This is a genomic window from Methylobacterium sp. B1, from assembly GCF_000333255.1.
GTDB classification, from domain to species: domain Bacteria; phylum Pseudomonadota; class Alphaproteobacteria; order Rhizobiales; family Beijerinckiaceae; genus Methylobacterium; species Methylobacterium fujisawaense.
Window position 1 is genome coordinate 1 of record NZ_BACT01000371.1, and the last position, 16429, is coordinate 16429.

Genomic DNA, 16429 nt, shown 5'->3' on the forward strand with positions numbered 1-16429 from the left:
CCGGCGACCCGAATTCGGGTGTCTCTCACAGGTTCAGTGCAAGCGCTGACTGTGACGATGATAAAGATTGAACAGCAGCAAACCACATATCGCCGCTGCATTCACGAAGAGGGCCCAGCCATAGCTGCTGATATGGGGCGCCACAGGATACTCGATCGCGCCGAGGCCCAGCAGTAGGCCGAAGCCTGCCATGGCTGAAAAAATACCAGCGAATACAATCATATCCGCCTCCAAAAGTATTTTTTCCTTACGCTTCACCGTTCGAAGCGATTTCATTAAACTATTATCAGGACGGACGAGCATACTCAAGAGGTGTTTATCCGGTTCCACGAGGCGGTGCGCGCCCAGGGCTTGCAGACATGCGAGCAGGGCCAAGCTGTCGCGACGCTTATGAAGTCTTCAATCCACCTTTTCTCGGTCTCGACCGTCGCGATCGGGGCGCGTGCGACGTTCAACCTGCGCTAATGATCGCACTGGCCAATACGAGGCCCCGCCACGCGTTGGCGCGTGACGGTCACATCCCGTGCCGGGCCAGCGCGAGGAAGTCATCGGATGGGACTGGAAGCGGCCGGTCCGTCCCGCCGGGCCAGCCTGCCAGGCGGATCCGAATGGCCCGGCAGGTCACCGCCGGCCGGCCGCTGCCAAGCTGGTTCGGTCGACGATCTCGACGGCACCTCGCCGCAACGCGATCAGACCGGCCTCGGCCCATTGGGCCAGGATGCGGCTCACCACCTCACGTACGCTACCGATGTCGTCCGCGAGCTTCTGGTGGGTTACCGCGGCCACGCCCTGCGGACCAGCTTCGGACAGCAGCCGCTGGGCGAGCCGCTGTTTGAGCGGCGAGAACGCGACCTCGTCGATCAGCGTGAACAGGCCGGTCATCAGCCGCGTGTAGTCGCCGAGAACAAAGCTGCGGAAGGCTGCGCTTTCACCCATCAGGTGTTGGAATGTGCCAACCGGAAGGGCTGCGAGTTCGGTTCTCTCCTCGGCCACGCTCTGGGCCGGGAAAGTGCCGCCGGACAGGAGGCACTGCGTCGTCAGCGCACAGGTGCCGCCCGGCCCGACCTTGTAGATCAGAACCTCACGCCCGCTCTCCGACATGCGAAAGATACGCGTCCGTCCTTCGAGACACATCAGGTAGTGGGCACACTCGCCATGGAGTTCGTAGGCCGTCGCGCCGGCCTCGAGCACCGGGAATTGCACGGTGCCCCGCGCGATCTGAAGATGCGCGGAACTGAGCGCCTGAATCGGAGGAAAGCGTGCGATCCAGCGCTCGAGCTTCTGCGCGTCCGTCATGGCTGGCGTCGTTCTCCGGCCGTGACGACGGGCTGATCGTCCGGCACGTGGTGCGTGTTTCTCCCGCCACGTCGGACTTGTGTGACCGGGGTCACCGACCGGGCGCGGCGGCTCGGGATAGCATTGCGGCACACTGAACACGATATGGACGCCAGCGTTGCGTGGCGTCTGCCGGGAGTGAACCGATGCGCCGTCTCGCCTTCAGCTTCATGATCGCTGCCCTTGCCGCCGGCCCTGCAGCGGCCGAACAGGATCTGCTGCTTGGAGCCGACATGGCCTCCCCCGCGATGACGAAGGCCGAGATGGGCCGCGCCGACATCGAGGCGATGATCAGGGCCTCGGACGGCAAGCCCCTCGACCTGCACGACAAGGCGTTGTCGGGCCTCGACCTGTCCGGGCTGAACCTCCGGGGCGCCAACCTGCGGACGGCGCGCCTGAACGGCACCAATCTCCGCGGGGCGGATCTCAGCGGGGCGAACCTCGAACAGGCGTGGTTCCTGAAAGCCGATCTCTCCGGCGCGAAACTCGCCGACGCGAGGATGTTCGGCATCACCGCCCGGGATGCCAACCTGAGCGGCGCCGATCTCAGCCGATCCACGCCGATCGGCGACTTCAAAGGCGCCAATATGAGCGGTGCGATGCTGGTTGACCTCAAGGGCGGCGCCGACATCAGGAACCAGTCCATGGGCCTGATGCGGGCGGTGTTCACTTCGGTGAACCTCTCGGGGGCAAACCTCAAAGGGGCCGACCTGGGCCGGTCGCGCCTGGAATATGCCGACCTCAAGGATGCCGACCTGACCGACGTGGTGCTGATGGGTTCGGACCTGTCCGGTGCGAACCTGACCGGTGCCACGGTCGCCGGCGCGGACTTCAAGAACGTCGATGTCAGCGGCGCCAAACTGATCGACCTCAAGGGCGAGGCCAGCGCCAAAGGCTGGGCCCAACGCGTGAATGCCGACCGCGCCGTCACCCGGGTTTCCCCGTGAAGCTCCGATCGGCGGCCGCTCCGGCCGGCTCCGTGGATCGAGACATCGGAGGCCGTTGGCCGTCCGGGCTCACGAGCCCGACGCGAAGTTACAGACCGGCCTCGGCCCCGCCCTTCAGCTTGACCGGGATGGTCAGGTAGCGGACGCCGTTCGCCTCCGCCGGGGGGAACTTGCCGGCGCGGATGTTCACTTGGATCGACGGCAGCAGCAGGCGCGGCGCCGCAAGCGTGGCGTCGCGGGCGGTTCGCATCGCGGTGAACTCCGCCTCGGTCACGCCCTCCTTCACGTGGACATTGCGTGCGCGCTGCTCGCCCACCGTGGTCTCCCAGGCGTACACGTCGCGCCCGGGCGCCTTGTAGTCGTGGCACAGATGCAAGACCGTCTCGGGTGGCAGCGCGAGGAGCTTGCGGATCGAACGGTAGAGGGCGTGTACGTCGCCGCCGGGGAAATCCGCACGCGCGGTGCCGAAATCGGGCATGAACAGCGTGTCGCCGACGAAGACATGGTTGCCGATGCGATAGCAGATATCGGCCGGCGTGTGGCCGGGCGTGTAGAGCACCTCGACGGCGAGATTGCCGATGTGGAAGGTTTCCCCGTCGGCAAAGAGGCAATCGAAATCGCTGCCATCGGTTTTCAGGTCCGTGGCATTGAAGACCGGACGGAAGATTTTCTGCACGTCCTTGATGTGCTCGCCGATGCCGATCCGCGCGCCGGTCTTCGCCTTCACGAAGGGTGAGCCGGACAGATGATCGGCATGGGCGTGGGTCTCCAGCGTCCAGACCACCGAGAAGCCCGCCTCCTCGGCCGCCTTCAGCATCGCCGTGACGGAGCGCGTGTCGACGCTGCCGCCATTGTGGTCGTAGTCGAGCACGGGATCGATGAAGGCGGCCTGTTTGGTCTCGGGATCGGCCACGATGTAGCTCACCGTATTGGTGGGCTCATCGAAGAAGGCGCGGATGACGGGTTCGGCCATGTGATCTCTCCTGTCGGTGTCGGGCGTTCCGGGATTGACGCGTGGCGGATCTGGCTGCGGCAGATGCGGATCTCAGCGGACGTGGCGGCCGGGCTGGCGCCGGCCAGCCCGGCCCCGCGCAAGTCCCGCGCCCGCAACGCTCACGGAGCTGCGGCGAAGGCACTGCCATTGCGGTAGAGCATGAAACCGGCGACGCCGAAGATCACGGTGGCAAAGACTGTATTCAGCGCGCCCTTGTAGCCGGCGAGTCGGTTGGCAAGGCGCATGCCGAGGACGCCGCCGGCAAGGCCACCGGCCATGAACTCGCCCGCGACCGCCCAATCGACCAGGCCCGACAGGGCGTAATTCAGCGCGGTCGCGAGGCCGAAGGCGCCGACCGCGAGCAGCGAGGTGCCGACCGCTGTGATGAGGGGCATGCCGGTCGCGAAGACGAGGCCCGGCACGATCAGAAACCCGCCTCCGATCCCGAAGAATCCCGATAGCATGCCGACGGCAAAGGCGATGCCCACCACTCTTCCGCTCGGTGTCGGGCCGCAGCCGACCGGCTCGGCCGAGCCCTCCTGTCGTGTCCGGCCCCGCAGCATGTGGATGCCGACGACCACCATCAGAAGCGCAAAGAGGAACAGCAGGCGCTGTCCGTCCACGGCCTTGCCCAGGGATGACCCGACGAGGGCGCCCAGGATGCCGACGAGGGCGAAGACAAGGGCGCAGCGCCAGCGCACGTTGCCGGCCCTGGTGTGCCCGATGAGCGTCAGGAACGCGTTGGCTGCGACCGCGAGCGCTCCTGTCCCGATGGCGAGGTGCGGTTGGGCAATGCCCACCACGTAAAGCAGCAGCGGCGTTGCCAGGATCGAGCCGCCGCCGCCGATCAGCCCGAGCGTAAATCCGACCCCTGCGCCGGAAAGAACAGCAGGAAGAGCACTCATCTGCAGTGTCTTCCGATCTTCCGCTAAACCGACATCCGACGGGTGGCAGGGCAGGACGCGCCTTGAGCCGTCGCTCATTTCACTTAAGAATATATCGATAGGCCCGAGCCTGACTCTCTCCGCGCATATGACGGTCCGTTGCCGCTGCTGTCAATATGTTATCTTATCGATTCAGCCTATCATATACGTATAATATAGAATGATGGATGCGACGATGGAATCAAAGCGCCTGACGCCGGATCTATCGGTCGCGGGGCAGATCTTTTGCTGCCGATCTTGTGCATATCGCGCAGGCCGGCTTCCGGGCCGTAATCTGCAATCGCCCGGACGGAGAGGGCGTGGATCAGCCGAATTTCGCGGAGATCGAGGCCGCTGCTCACGCCGCGGGGCTCGAGGCCCACGATCTGCCCGTCGTGTCCGGCAAGGTCTCCGACGAGAACGCGGCGGCATTCGGCGTCGCGCGCGCGGCGCTGCCCAAGCCTCTCTTCGCCTATTGCCGCACGGGAATGCGTTCGGCGACGCTGTGGTCGTTCGACGAGGCGGCCCGCGGCCGTCCTCTGCCGGAGATCGTGTCAACGGCGAAGGCAGCCGGCTACGACCTGTCCGGCGCTGTCGGGCGCATCGCCGCGGGCGGCCGCATCCGGAAGGCATCGGCCGATCTGTTCCACAGCGTGGTCGTCATCGGAGGTGGGGCCGGCGGCATCGCCGTGGCGGCCAGTCTCAAGGCGCGCAAGCCCGATCTCGACATCGCGCTGATCGAGCCCGCCGATGTGCACTATTACCAACCAGGCTGGACCATGGTCGGCGGCGGAATCTTTTCGCCCGCCGTCACAGCCAGGGCCATGGCCTCGCTGATTCCCACAGGCGTATGCTGGATCAAGGACGCTGTGGCTGCCTTCGAGCCGGATCGGAACACCGTGATCCTGGAGGGGCACCAAACTGTGCGCTACGATCGACTCGTCGTCGCGCCCGGTCTGACGCTCGATTGGGCCGGTGTCGCGGGGTTGACCGAAACCCTCGGGCGGAACGGCGTCACCTCGAATTACCGCTACGATCTGGCGCCCTACACCTGGGAACTCGTACAGACCCTGCGCGCCGGCCGCGCCCTGTTCACGCAGCCGCCCATGCCGATCAAATGCGCCGGCGCGCCGCAGAAGGCGATGTATCTCTCGGCCGATCACTGGCAACGCCAGGGCCGGCTCAAAGATATCGACGTCGAACTCTACACGGCCAGTCCGGCGCTGTTCGGCGTCGAGGATTATGTCCCCGCATTGATGACTTATGTGAATCGTTACGATGCGCGCCTAAACTTTCGCCATACGCTGACGCGGATCGACGGCCCCGCCAAGCGCGCGTGGTTCTCCCGCCAGACCGAGACCGGCATCTGCGAGACGATCGAGACCGATTTCGACATGATCCACGTCGTGCCGCCGCAGCAGGCGCCCGATTTCATCCGTGCGTCCCCGCTCGCCGACGCGGCCGGCTGGATCGCCGTTGATCCCGCGAGCCTGCGCCACGCGCGCTTTCCCGCGATCTACGCCTTGGGCGATGCGATCGGCGCTTCCAATGCCAAGACGGCCGCCGCCGCGCGCAAACAGGCCCCGGTCGTAGCCCACAATCTCCTCGTCGAGATGGGGCATCTGCGCGGGGCCGAGGTCGCCTACGACGGCTACGGGTCGTGCCCCCTGACGGTTGAGCGCGGAAAGATTCTGCTCGCGGAATTCGGATATGGCGGAACGCTGATGCCGAGCTTCCCGGCTTGGCTGATCGACGGCACGAAGCCGAGCCGCGTGGCGTGGCTGCTCAAGGAACGGATGCTGCCCCCGCTGTACTGGAAGGCTATGCTGAAGGGCCGAGAGTGGATGGCGAAACCGCAGCGAGCCGAACGGACCGCCTGATCGGGGAGGCCGGTGCCCGCCTACGGGCTGGCGCCTCCGCCCTCAGCGGCTCACCGTGATCGGTCCCGTCGAGCGCGGGGCGGTGAACCGAAAGAGCAGCATCCCGGCGAACATCGCCGCAACGAACAGCGCGACCTCCGGCAGGCCGAGTGTCAGACCGGCCAGGGCCGGGCCGGGGCAGAAGCCGGCGAGTCCCCAGCCGATTCCGAACAGGACGGCGCCCCCGAGCAGGCGGGCATCGACGCTCCGGTTCGCCGGTATCTCGAACCGGTCCGCGAGGGCAGGCCGGGGCATCCGGGCCTTGACCGCGTAGCCGAGGGCCGAGACGCCGACGGCCCCGGCCAGGACGAAGGCGAGGCTGGGATCCCAGGCCCCCGCGACATCGAGGAAGCCCAGCACGCGTGTGGGGTCCATCATGCCCGAAAGGGCGAGCCCCGCTCCGAAGAGCAGGCCGCTCGCGAAGGCTGCGAGGAGGCGCGGAGTGTTCATCGGACCAGGCCGTGCCGAACGAGGAAGACGGTGACGATCGCGGCGGCCATGAACGTCGCGACTGCTGCGAGGGAACGCGGCGAGAGCCGCGCGAGACCGCAGACCCCGTGGCCGCTGGTGCACCCCGACCCCAGACGCGTCCCGAACCCGACCAGAAGCCCGGCCCCGACAAGCATCGGCCAGGAGGCATCGATGCGGACCTGGGGCCAATGGCCCGCCGTCGCTCTGAATAGGGCAGGGCCGGCGAAGAGCCCCACGAGAAAGGCCACCCGCCAAGCCCAATCCCGAGAGGCCGGGCCGAGCAATCCGCCGACGATGCCGCTGATCCCCGCGATGCGGCCATTGGCGAGGAGCAGCAGGGCCGCCGAGGCGCCGATCAGGGCACCACCGGCGAGGGGGGCGAGAAAGGCATTCATGGCGCGTCTCCGATCTGGCCGAACATCGCGGCCTGCCCGAGGGCCCGTTCTCGCGCGTCGGGGCCGCGCGCCGCCAGGCGCCGCTGCGGCCGGTTGACGATCAAGATATCCTCGATTGCATCGAGGAGCGCACGCGTGCGGGCCTCCGTCAGGCTGTAGAATACGACCTTGTGCGCGCGCCGTGTGGTGACGGTCCCGGCGTTGCGCAATTCGCCGAGCTGCTGCGACAGGGTCGGCTGACGGATGCCGAGGCGCTGCTCGATCTCCGAAACCGAGCGCTCGCCCTCCGTCAGCAGGTAGAGGATGCGCAGCCGGTTGGGGTTTGCGACGAGCTTGAGCAAATCGGCGGCCGCGCTCGCCTTGGTTTCGTCCGTGCCGGGTGCCATCAGACGCTTTCCAACCTGTAATACCAATCGGTCCCGCAGCCGCCGATCTCTTCGCTCGTCATCGGTGGATTCGCCAGCACCGGCTCGCCCGGTTGCCATCCCTCGGGCGTCGAGACGTCGGCCGCGTCGGAGGCCTGAAGCGCCCTCACAAGCCGCAGGATCTCGGCGACGCTGCGCCCTACCGTCAGCGGGTAGGTCACGAGGGCGCGCACGATCCCCTCCGGATCGATGACGAACGTGGTGCGTACCGTGGCGCTCGACGCCGCTCCCGCCGGCAGCATGCCATAGGCACGGGCGATGCCCATGGCCGGATCCTCGACGATCGGGAACGGCATCCGCACACCGAAACGCTGCTCGATGCTCTGTTGCCACGCCAGGTGCGACGACAGGCTGTCGACGGAGAGGGCGAGGAGGTCGCAATCCAGGGCCTGGAAAGCCTCGTGGGCCCGGGCGAAAGCCACGAACTCGCTGGTGCAGACCGGCGTGAAGTCCGCGGGATGCGAGAAGAACACCAGCCAGCGGCCCCGATAGGACGAGAGCGTGCGCGGGCCCATCGTGGTGCGGGCCCGGAAGTTCGGTGCGCCGTCCCCGATAATGGGCGGGCCGGCGGGGTGAGGCGCAGCGGTGACGCCACTGTCGATATCGATAGCCATGAAGCGACCTGAGCGGAGCGCGGCTCTGACCGGCAACGGGTCGAACCGATCAATCTCGATTTTATATGGATCACTGCTTCAGACAACGCGAAATATGGATTGACGCACGGGCGATGCCAGGAGGGCCATGGCTCAGTGTTCCGCGCCGCATCTTGGGACGTTTCGAGGCTTGCGCGAATTTGCGCCGCGAACCGGCCTTCAGCGAAGATCGATCTCTCTCCGCCTCTGGGTGGCCATTCCGGCACCGGGCGAACAAGCACGCCGCCGCCCTGTGACTTGGACCGGCGGCCGGATCGTCCGTCTGTGGCGCCCCCTCCGGCCGCATGCGAGGGGGATCGTCAGAGTCCCGAGGCTTGGTCTAAGAGCATCATCCGGGAGGGCGTCCGATGGCAGGCGCCTCGAACTATGCGGGGGCCCATGTTGGCCGACGACGCCACGCTGCGCCGGCTGCTTGCAGGAATCGCCCGAGGTGAGGCGGACCGGCTCGCTGAACTCTACGATGTCTCAAGCCCGAAACTTTACGGGCTGATCCTGCGTATCCAACGCGACCGCGGCTTGGCCGAGGACGTACTCCAGGACGTCTACATGCGGATCTGGCAGGCAGCGGGCAGCTATCGGCCGGAAGCCGGTCCGCCGCTGCCCTGGCTTATTACCATCGCACGGAACCGCGCCATCGATAGCGTACGCCGGAAGGCGGAGGTGCAGGGGCCGGAATTGGACAGCGGCGAGGATTGGGTGGACCTGCTGATCGATCCGCACGACGAGGCGGGCGCGTTTCAAGACCGCAATGCCCTCGTGGCATGTCTCGGCCGACTCGAACCGTCGCACCGGGATTGCGTCGTGCTGGCCTATTGTGAGGGGCGCTCGCGTGAGGAACTGGCCGCACGGTTCGATCGTCCCGTGAACACGATCAAGACCTGGCTCCACCGGGCGCTCGCCGCCTTGAAGACCTGCCTGGAGACGGTGTCGTGAGCGGTACGAGGGCGCCAGACCCCGACGATCCCGATCTGCGTGCGGCCGAGTACGTCCTCGGAACGCTCGACGCGCAGGAGCGTGCGGCCATGGAGGGCGAGGTCGCGCGCGATCCGGTCGCACGGGCACGGATCCAGGCTTGGGAACGCCGCCTCGGCCCGCTCGCGATGGTGATCCCCGTCGAGACACCGCCGCCGCATGTCCGCGCTGCACTCTTGCGGAGGCTTCCGGCGGCGGGACACGCGGAGTTGCATCAAATCGAAGCCCTGCGCTCCCAGCTTCGGCGGTGGCGAGTTGCCGCGGGCGGGGCCGGGCTGCTGGCGGCTGGCCTCGCTCTGGTCCTGACGCTCGGACCCTGGCAGAGGCCGTCGGATGGCCGCTATCTGGCCGTGGTGCAGGGCGGGGGTACGCTCCCGGCGCTGATCGTGCGCGTCGATACGCGCACCGGCGTCGCAATGGTGAGGCCCGTCAGCGCCGAGGCACCCGCGGATCGAAGCCTGGAAGTGTGGTATGTCGGTGCCCAGGGGCCGCGGCCGCTCGGCCTTGTCGGCACGGCGGCGAGCCAGATGAGGCTGCCGGCGGGGGCCGCTCCGGATGGCGTGATCGCGGTCTCGGTGGAGCCGCCCGGCGGCTCGCCCACCGGCCAGCCGACCGGTCCGGTGGTCTACACCGGCAAGCTCATCGCGGACTGACGCGATCTCGGCAGCCGCAGCGGTCAACGTTTGCGAGAAATCGGCGTCGGCAGCCGGATCAGGGCCGCCGACGCCGGACCGTCCGGGTGGATCAGGGCATCAGCACCGCATTGACGACGTGGATGACGCCGTTCGATTGCATGACGTTCGGAATGGTCACCGTGGCGGTGTTGCCCTTCACGTCGGTCACATAGACCTTCTTGCCCTGCACCTCGACGGCGAGAGGCTCGCCCGCCACCGTGGTGAGCGTGCCCTGTCCGCCGCCCTTCTTGGCGAGCGCCATCAGATCCTTGGCGGTGTAGACACCCGGGACCACGTGGTAGGTCAGGATCTTCGTCAGCGTCGCCTTGTTCTGCGGCTGGACGAGGTTCTCCACCGTGCCCGGCGGCAGCTTGGCGAAGGCGGCGTTCGTGGGGGCGAACACGGTGAACGGACCCGGACCGTTCAGCGTGTCGACCAGGCCGGCGGCCTTCACGGCGGCGACCAGCGTGGTGTGATCCTTCGAGTTGACCGCGTTCTCGACGATGGTCTTCTGGGCGTACATCGGCGCGCCGCCGACCATCGGGTTCTTGGCGTAGGCTGCGCTGCTCGCTCCGAGACCGAGCGCGAGGGCCAGAGCAAGCGCCTTCATGCGGTGGCTGTTCGCTGTGGGCATCGTTTTTCCTTCCATCCGACCCCGACGCAGGGGTAGCACCCGCCCTTACGGGGGCGCCGGACGGAAAGTTTCGTAGCGGTCGCAGACCGGCGCCGGTCGGCTCGGCGGCGCTCCCCTTTAATGGGGGCATGGCCATCGTCGTGTCGGCGATGGGCCCCCGGCGCCGCCGGCCTTCACGCGGGTCTCGATGTCGCCACCGCGACCCAAGCGGCGGCCACCTGCACTGCCACGGCTCATTCTTCGGACGGTCTCGCGGATCCTCCGGTGGCGCCTCCCGCGATGGCCGGGTGCGGATGAGGGGGCGCACCCGCAGGGACGGCTACTGATCGAGCAGACCGGCGAGCTTCAGCGCCACGCCCTGCGAGCCCTGCACCTTCAGGCGGCCGGTCGAGAAGGCCATCATCGGGCTGAGCCGGCCCTCCACGAGCTTGAGCAGATTGTCGGAACTCAAGCGCATCACGGCATCGGCCTCGCCCTCTTCGGCAATCGACACGGCGACCGTGCCGCCGGTCGCATCGAGCAGGATGCCGCCGCCATCGGTGAGGTCGAACCGCACCCGGTATCCGAGCGCGCTCAAGGCCCCCGACCGTTCCTCGATCGAGTCGACCAGCAAGCCGAGATCCGCCATCCGTTCCACTCCATCAGTCGCATGAGGATTCCCCGGAGGTCCGGGGCGGTCAGAACATCGCCTCGTCGAGGGCCATCATCGCGCCCTTGCCGGACTTGATCGCCGCCAGCAGGCCGGCAACCTGGGGCAGGATGCGCTCGATGAAGAAGCGGGCGGTGGCGAGCTTGGCCTCGTAGAAGTCCCGCTCCGGCGTTCCGTCGGCCAGCGCCGCCTGCGCCACCTTGGCGGCGCGCACCCACATGAAGCCGAGCGCCACTAGGCCGAACAGCCGCAGATAATCGGTCGCGGCGGCGCCGGCCTCGTCCGGATCCTTGAGGCCCCGTTGCGCGATGTGGGCGGTGGCGAGCTGGAGCGCACCGAACGCCTTGGACACGGGCAGGGCGAGGGGCGCCAGGGCATCGTCCTCCAGCGCCGCGTCGAGGAAGGCGAGGACCGGGTGGAAGAAGCCGCGCAGCAGCCGGCCGGCATGGGCCGGGAGCTTGCGGCCGACGAGGTCGAGGGCCTGCACGCCGTTGGTGCCCTCGTAGATCATCGAGATCCGGGCATCGCGGACATACTGCTCCATGCCGTGGTCTCGGATGAAGCCGTGGCCGCCGTAGACCTGCAGGCCGATGCTGGCCGCCTCGAAGCCGAGATCGGTGAACAGCGCCTTCACCACCGGCGTCATCAGGGCCGAGAAATCCTCCGCCCGCCGCCGTTCGGCCGGATCGGGATGGCGCTCCATCACGTCGAGGCTCCGGGCGACCCAGCCGCCGAGCGCCCGGGCGCCCTCGTTGTAGGCGCGGATCGTCATCAGCATGCGCCGCACGTCCGGATGTACGATGATCGGGTCTGCGGCCAGGTCCGGCCGCTTGGCACCCGAGAGCGCGCGCCCCTGCAGGCGCTCGCGGGCATAGGCGACGGCGCCCTGGTAGGCCGCCTCGCCGGCGCCCAGCCCCTGGATTCCCACCGACAGGCGCTCGCTGTTCATCATCGTGAACATCGCGCGCATGCCCTTGTGCGGCTCGCCGACGAGCCAGCCGACGGCGTCGTCGAAGGAGAGCTGGCAGGTGGCCGAGGCCTTGATGCCCATCTTGTGCTCGAGGGCGCTGCAGGTGACGCCGTTGCGCGCCCCCGGCGTCCCGTCCGGCGCGGGCAGGAATTTCGGCACCAGGAACAGGCTTATGCCCTTCACGCCCTTGGGGGCATCGGGCAGCCGCGCGAGGACGAGATGCACGATGTTCTCGGTGAGGTCGTGATCGCCCGCCGAGATGAAGATCTTCGAGCCGGTGATCCGGTAGGAGCCGTCGTCCTGCGGCACCGCGCGGGTCCGCAGCAGGCCGAGATCCGTGCCGCAATGGGCCTCGGTCAGGCACATGGTGCCCGACCACGTGCCGTCGACGATCTTGGGCAAGTAGGCCGCCTTCAGCGCCTCCGACGCATGACCGGCGATCGCCTTGTAGGCACCGTGGCTCAAGCCCGGATAGAGCCCGAAGGACAGGTTGGTCGAGCAGATCATCTCCTCGACGAGCTTGTTGATCGTCTCCGGCAGGCCCTGGCCCCCATAGGCGGGGTCGGAGCCCATCGCGGTCCAACCGCCCGCGCGGAACGCCGCGTAGGCCTCGGGAAAACCCTTCGGCGTCCGGACGACGCCGTTCTCCAGGCGGCAGCCCTCCGCGTCACCGGAGGCGTTGAGCGGCAGGAGCCGCTCGGTGCAGAACTTCGCCGCCTCCTCAAGGATGGCGTCGGCGACGTCGGGCGTGATCTCCTCCAGGCCGGGCAGCGGCTCGGAACCCGGATCGGCGTGCAATTCGTGCAGCACGAAGCGCATGTCGCGCAGCGGGGCCTTGTAGGTCTGCATGATCGTCAGTTCCTCACCGGCCGGCCGGTCTCGAGCACGCTCTCGAACCGGTCGAGGGTTGCCTCGGTGCGGACGAGGCGCATGAAGCTGTCGCGCTCGAGTTCGAGGATGGCATCCTCATCCAGGGTATCGAGGATGTCGGCCTCTCCTCCGGACAGGACGGAGGCGAGTTCGCCCGACACCACGAGATCGTGCTTCGTGGCGATGCCGCGCCGCGCGAAGCCCTCGGCGGCCATGCGCAGGGCGAGGCCGCCCGCGGAACCCGGCAGGGTCAGAGGCACGGGCTTCGGCGGCGCATAGCCTGCGACCAGGGACAGCGCTATGGCCTTGGCATCGGCGAGCAGCCGGTCGCGATTCATGGTGATGCCGTCATCTGGGCGCAGGAACAGGAGGTCCCGCGCCTCCTCGGCCGACTTCGCCACGGTTGCGGTCGAGACCGTCTCGAACACCCTGGCGACGGCCGGCATCGGCCCCTTCGGCAGCGTGCCGGAAGCCTGCCAGCGGCCCAGCATCTCCGTGCAGCCGCCCCAGGCCGGCACGAGGCCGACGCCGCACTCCACGAGGCCGATATAGCTCTCCGCATGGGCCTGGACGGCATCGCTGTGCAGCAGGATCTCGCAGCCGCCGCCGAGCGCCATGCCGGAGGGTGCGCTCACCACCGGAAACGGCGCGTATTTGAGCTGCCGGTAGGTCTGCTGGCCAAGATGGACCAGCTTCTCGATCTCCCCCCACGCCGCGATATTGGCGGCGAACAGGGCCAGCCCGAGATTGGCGCCGACCGAGAAGTTCGTGCCCTCGTTGTAGACGACCAGCGCCTTGTAGCGGTCCTTCACGAGCTTGATCGTCTTGCCGAGCAGGATCATGACCTGCTCGTCCAGGGCGTTGCTCTGCGACGTGAACTCGAAGCACACCACGCCGTCGCCGATGTCCCACAGGGCCGCCGAGCCGTTCGTCAGGAGCGGCTCTCGGCCGAGCTTGATGTCTGCGAGCCGCAGCACGCCGTCGGGTCGGACGATGTCGCGGTAGCCGCCCCCGGGCTGGAGCACCTGCCGGCGGCCGTTCTCGACCCGGTAGAAGCTGCGGCCGTCGAGACCCGCGAGGAGCGGCGGGACCGGCCGACCGTCGCGGGCGAGGCGATCGGCCAAGTAGGCGCCGCCGATCCGGTCGATCAGCTCGAACGGTCCCCATGTCCAATTGTAGCCGAGGCGCATCGCCTCATCGATCGCCGCGACGTCGTCGCTCGCCTCGCCGACGAGCCCGGAGGCGTACGACAGGGTCGCGCCGATGACGCGCCACGCGTAGGCGCCCGCCCGGCCGGGCAGGTCGAGTACCGCGCGGGGGCCTTTCGCGTCCTTCAGCTCCGGCAGGTCCGCCTTCCGGGTGGGCCGGTAGGCGCCGCTCGCGAGATCGATGGCCTCCTTGGTCTTCTGCCCGCCCGTGCGGTTCAGGCGGTAGAATCCGCCCTTGCCCTTACGCCCGGTGAAGCCCGCGGCGATCAGCCGGCTGACGAGCGGCATCTCGCGATAGGAGTCGTGGAAGGCGTCCTCCGGCGGCAACGCCGCGCGCAGGCTCGCGGTGGTGTGCGGGATCAGGTCGAGGCCGACGAGATCGACGAGGCCGAACACGCCGGTCTTCGGGATGCCGAAGGGGCGTCCCATGATGGCGTCGGCCTCCTCGACCGGGACGCCGAGGTCGTCGGCGGCCGCGATGGCGTTCTGGATCCAGGTGATGCCCAGGCGGTTGGCGATGAAGCCCGGTCGATCCTTGCAGCGCACGACGCTCTTGCCGAGCCGGCGGTCGGCGAAGTCGGCGACCGTCTCGGCGAGGGCCGGATCGGTCTGCGGGCCGGTCACCAGTTCGAGCAGCCGCATGTAGCGCGGCGGGTTGAAGAAGTGGGTGATCAGGAAGTCGCGCCGGAAGGATTCGGGCATGCCGTCGACCAGCGCATCGAGCGGAATCGTCGAGGTGTTCGACGAGACCGCCGTGCCGGGCCGGCGCACGGCGTCGATCCGCCGATAGAGCGCCCGCTTCGCGTCGAGGCGCTCGATGACCACCTCGATGATCCAGTCGACTTCGGCGAGGCGTTCGAGATGGTCCTCGACGTTGCAGGCCTCGACGCGCTTGGCAGCCCGCGGGGTCATGAACGCCGCCGGCTCGGTCTTGAGCATTCGGGCGATGGCAGCCGCCGCAAGACCGTTCCGGTCGGTTGCGCCCTCCGGCACGATGTCCATGAGCAGGACCGGCACTCCGGCATTGGCCACATGGGCGGCGATGCCGGAGCCCATCACTCCGGCGCCGATGACGGCGACTTTGCGGATCCCGCTCATCAGACACGCTCCAGAAGGGTGGCGATGCCCTGGCCGCCGCCGATGCACTGGGTCGCCAGCGCGAAGCGGGCGCCCTCGCGGTCGAGCAGCGCCGCTGCCTTGCCGACGATGCGCGCCCCCGTCGCACCGAGCGGATGGCCGAGCGCGATCGCGCCGCCGTCGATATTGACCGTCTCCGCGCGCAGGCCGAGTTCCCGGATGCAGGCGAGCGCTTGGCTGGCGAAGGCCTCGTTCAGCTCGACGACGCCCACCGCGTCGACGGCGATGCCGGCGCGGGCCAGCGCCTTCCGGGACGCGGCCACCGGACCGATGCCCATGATCTCCGGCTCGCAGCCCGAGACGCCGATCGCGGCGATCCGGGCGAGCGGCTTCAGCCCGTGGCGTTGGGCATAGACCTCGCTGCAGACGAGGACCGCCGAGGCACCGTCCGTCAGCGGCGACGAGGTGCCGGCCGTGACGCTGCCGTCCTGCTGGAACGCGGGCTTGAGGGCGGCGAGTCCCTCGGCGCTGGCTTCCGGCCGGATGCAGCCGTCCGTCTCGACCGTGCCGGCCTTTGTGGCGATCGGGACGATCTCGGCGGCGAGCCGTCCGGCGGCCTGGGCCGCGGCGGCCTTGCGGTGGCTCGTCACCGCGAAGGCCTCCTGGTCGGCCCGGCTGATCTGCCAACGGCGCGCCACGTTCTCGGCGGTGTCGCCCATGCCCATGTAGGCGCCAGGGCGCGCCGCATGGAGCGCCGGGTTGGGCATCGGGTTGAAGCCCATCATCGGCACGCGGCTCATGCTCTCCACGCCCGCGCAGATGAAGGCCTCGCCGGCGCCGAGCTGGATCTGCCCGGCGGCGATGTGCACCGACTGCATCGAGGAGCCGCAGAAGCGGTTCACCGTGACGCCGCCGACGCTGAGATCGAGATCGGCCAGCATGCCGATCAGGCGGGCCACGTTGAACCCCTGCTCGCCCTCCGGGAAGGCACAGCCGACGATCAGGTCCTCGATGGTGTTCGACGAGATGCCGGCCTCGGCGACGAGCCGGCGCACGACCTGCGCGGCGAGGTCGTCGGGGCGGACCCGGGCCAGGGCGCCCTTCTTGGCGAGGGTGAAGGGCGAGCGGGCGTAGCCCACGATAACCGCGTTGGTCATGCTGTCCTCTCGGAACGATCACGAAGGATCTGCGACACGGGCGGCCCGCCGACCCGGACGTGCCCTGACCCGGCGCGCACAAGTCCGGCGTGGGAGCACGCACGAGAACGGGGAAGGCGATTGTGAGACGCGCGGGCCGATTCCGGCCGCGCGGCC

General features: G+C 68.3%; 16 protein-coding genes and 1 pseudogene. 4 read left to right on the plus strand and 13 right to left on the minus strand.

Annotated elements, in window-relative coordinates:
* Positions 1-33: 33 nt before the first annotated feature.
* Together I53_RS33155 and I53_RS10915 are read right to left on the minus strand one after the other, a co-directional pair.
* On the minus strand, positions 34-375 hold the full coding sequence (locus tag I53_RS33155) for a hypothetical protein (RefSeq protein WP_148291120.1): 342 nt from the start codon (positions 373-375) through the stop codon (positions 34-36).
* A gap of 246 nt (positions 376-621) precedes the next feature.
* Entirely contained in the window at positions 622-1296 is a 675-nt protein-coding gene (locus I53_RS10915; RefSeq protein ID WP_043350376.1) for a Crp/Fnr family transcriptional regulator, read from the minus strand.
* A 185-nt stretch (positions 1297-1481) separates the two neighbouring features.
* On the opposite strand from I53_RS10915, the gene I53_RS10920 reads away from it, so the two are divergent.
* A complete protein-coding gene (locus I53_RS10920; protein WP_043350377.1) occupies positions 1482-2282 on the plus strand; it encodes a pentapeptide repeat-containing protein in 801 nt (266 codons plus the stop codon).
* An 88-nt stretch (positions 2283-2370) separates the two neighbouring features.
* Here the strand turns inward: I53_RS10920 and I53_RS10925 are convergent, their stop codons facing one another.
* On the minus strand, positions 2371-3255 hold the full coding sequence (locus tag I53_RS10925; RefSeq protein ID WP_043350380.1) for an MBL fold metallo-hydrolase: 885 nt from the start codon (positions 3253-3255) through the stop codon (positions 2371-2373).
* A gap of 140 nt (positions 3256-3395) precedes the next feature.
* Positions 3396-4181, minus strand: a complete 786-nt coding sequence (locus tag I53_RS10930; protein WP_043350383.1) for a sulfite exporter TauE/SafE family protein — start codon at positions 4179-4181, stop codon at positions 3396-3398.
* A 214-nt stretch (positions 4182-4395) separates the two neighbouring features.
* On the opposite strand from I53_RS10930, the pseudogene I53_RS10935 reads away from it, so the two are divergent.
* Positions 4396-6079, plus strand: a pseudogene (locus I53_RS10935) (TIGR01244 family sulfur transferase).
* 42 nt (positions 6080-6121) lie between these two features.
* On the opposite strand, the gene I53_RS10940 reads toward I53_RS10935, so the two are convergent.
* From I53_RS10940 to I53_RS10955, 4 genes are read right to left on the minus strand one after another with little or no spacing between them, the layout of a single operon-like run.
* Complete coding sequence (locus I53_RS10940; RefSeq protein WP_043350385.1) at positions 6122-6568, minus strand: YeeE/YedE family protein; 447 nt, start codon at positions 6566-6568, stop codon at positions 6122-6124.
* The gene (locus I53_RS10945; protein ID WP_043350388.1) at positions 6565-6984 is read right to left on the minus strand and encodes a YeeE/YedE family protein; all 420 of its coding nucleotides are present in this window, start codon (positions 6982-6984) and stop codon (positions 6565-6567) included. Before I53_RS10945 ends, I53_RS10940 begins: the two co-directional genes overlap by 4 nt.
* A complete protein-coding gene (locus I53_RS10950) occupies positions 6981-7370 on the minus strand; it encodes a metalloregulator ArsR/SmtB family transcription factor (protein WP_043350392.1) in 390 nt (129 codons plus the stop codon). Before I53_RS10950 ends, I53_RS10945 begins: the two co-directional genes overlap by 4 nt.
* Entirely contained in the window at positions 7370-8023 is a 654-nt protein-coding gene (locus tag I53_RS10955; RefSeq protein WP_043350394.1) for a peroxiredoxin, read from the minus strand. The genes I53_RS10950 and I53_RS10955 overlap by 1 nt, the downstream gene beginning before the upstream one ends.
* A gap of 417 nt (positions 8024-8440) precedes the next feature.
* On the opposite strand from I53_RS10955, the gene I53_RS10960 reads away from it, so the two are divergent.
* Positions 8441-8995 carry a sigma-70 family RNA polymerase sigma factor gene (locus tag I53_RS10960; RefSeq protein ID WP_043350396.1) on the plus strand — a complete coding sequence of 185 codons (555 nt, stop codon included), beginning with the start codon at positions 8441-8443 and terminating at the stop codon, positions 8993-8995.
* Positions 8992-9687 (plus strand): anti-sigma factor domain-containing protein, encoded by a 696-nt coding sequence (locus I53_RS10965; protein ID WP_043350398.1) that lies wholly within the window; start codon positions 8992-8994, stop codon positions 9685-9687. The genes I53_RS10960 and I53_RS10965 overlap by 4 nt, the downstream gene beginning before the upstream one ends.
* A gap of 91 nt (positions 9688-9778) precedes the next feature.
* Here I53_RS10965 and I53_RS10970 read toward each other — a convergent pair whose 3' ends face one another.
* The 5 genes from I53_RS10970 to I53_RS10990 all read right to left on the minus strand — a co-directional run bounded on the left by I53_RS10970 (position 9779) and on the right by I53_RS10990 (position 16273).
* On the minus strand, positions 9779-10342 hold the full coding sequence (locus I53_RS10970) for a fasciclin domain-containing protein (RefSeq protein ID WP_043350407.1): 564 nt from the start codon (positions 10340-10342) through the stop codon (positions 9779-9781).
* A gap of 319 nt (positions 10343-10661) precedes the next feature.
* The gene (locus tag I53_RS10975) at positions 10662-10970 is read right to left on the minus strand and encodes an SCP2 sterol-binding domain-containing protein (RefSeq protein WP_051044774.1); all 309 of its coding nucleotides are present in this window, start codon (positions 10968-10970) and stop codon (positions 10662-10664) included.
* A gap of 49 nt (positions 10971-11019) precedes the next feature.
* Positions 11020-12810 (minus strand): acyl-CoA dehydrogenase C-terminal domain-containing protein, encoded by a 1791-nt coding sequence (locus tag I53_RS10980; RefSeq protein ID WP_043350411.1) that lies wholly within the window; start codon positions 12808-12810, stop codon positions 11020-11022.
* Positions 12811-12815: 5 nt separating this feature from the next.
* Complete coding sequence (locus I53_RS10985; RefSeq protein WP_043350413.1) at positions 12816-15137, minus strand: 3-hydroxyacyl-CoA dehydrogenase/enoyl-CoA hydratase family protein; 2322 nt, start codon at positions 15135-15137, stop codon at positions 12816-12818.
* Positions 15137-16273: a thiolase family protein gene (locus I53_RS10990; protein ID WP_043350416.1), complete on the minus strand. Its 1137-nt coding sequence runs from the start codon at positions 16271-16273 to the stop codon at positions 15137-15139. Before I53_RS10990 ends, I53_RS10985 begins: the two co-directional genes overlap by 1 nt.
* Positions 16274-16429: the final 156 nt, after the last annotated feature.

Excerpts from the sequence above, each read along its gene's own strand:
- I53_RS10915 (WP_043350376.1), bottom strand. The coding sequence starts at position 1,296 with ATGACGGACGCGCAGAAGCTCGAGCGCTGGATCGCACGCTTTCCTCCG.
- I53_RS10920 (WP_043350377.1), top strand. The coding sequence starts at position 1,482 with ATGCGCCGTCTCGCCTTCAGCTTCATGATCGCTGCCCTTGCCGCCGGC.
- I53_RS10925 (WP_043350380.1), bottom strand. The coding sequence starts at position 3,255 with ATGGCCGAACCCGTCATCCGCGCCTTCTTCGATGAGCCCACCAATACG.
- I53_RS10930 (WP_043350383.1), bottom strand. The coding sequence starts at position 4,181 with ATGAGTGCTCTTCCTGCTGTTCTTTCCGGCGCAGGGGTCGGATTTACG.
- I53_RS10940 (WP_043350385.1), bottom strand. The coding sequence starts at position 6,568 with ATGAACACTCCGCGCCTCCTCGCAGCCTTCGCGAGCGGCCTGCTCTTC.
- I53_RS10945 (WP_043350388.1), bottom strand. The coding sequence starts at position 6,984 with ATGAATGCCTTTCTCGCCCCCCTCGCCGGTGGTGCCCTGATCGGCGCC.
- I53_RS10950 (WP_043350392.1), bottom strand. The coding sequence starts at position 7,370 with ATGGCACCCGGCACGGACGAAACCAAGGCGAGCGCGGCCGCCGATTTG.
- I53_RS10955 (WP_043350394.1), bottom strand. The coding sequence starts at position 8,023 with ATGGCTATCGATATCGACAGTGGCGTCACCGCTGCGCCTCACCCCGCC.
- I53_RS10960 (WP_043350396.1), top strand. The coding sequence starts at position 8,441 with ATGTTGGCCGACGACGCCACGCTGCGCCGGCTGCTTGCAGGAATCGCC.
- I53_RS10970 (WP_043350407.1), bottom strand. The coding sequence starts at position 10,342 with ATGCCCACAGCGAACAGCCACCGCATGAAGGCGCTTGCTCTGGCCCTC.
- I53_RS10975 (WP_051044774.1), bottom strand. The coding sequence starts at position 10,970 with ATGGCGGATCTCGGCTTGCTGGTCGACTCGATCGAGGAACGGTCGGGG.
- I53_RS10980 (WP_043350411.1), bottom strand. The coding sequence starts at position 12,810 with ATGCAGACCTACAAGGCCCCGCTGCGCGACATGCGCTTCGTGCTGCAC.
- I53_RS10985 (WP_043350413.1), bottom strand. The coding sequence starts at position 15,137 with ATGAGCGGGATCCGCAAAGTCGCCGTCATCGGCGCCGGAGTGATGGGC.
- I53_RS10990 (WP_043350416.1), bottom strand. The coding sequence starts at position 16,273 with ATGACCAACGCGGTTATCGTGGGCTACGCCCGCTCGCCCTTCACCCTC.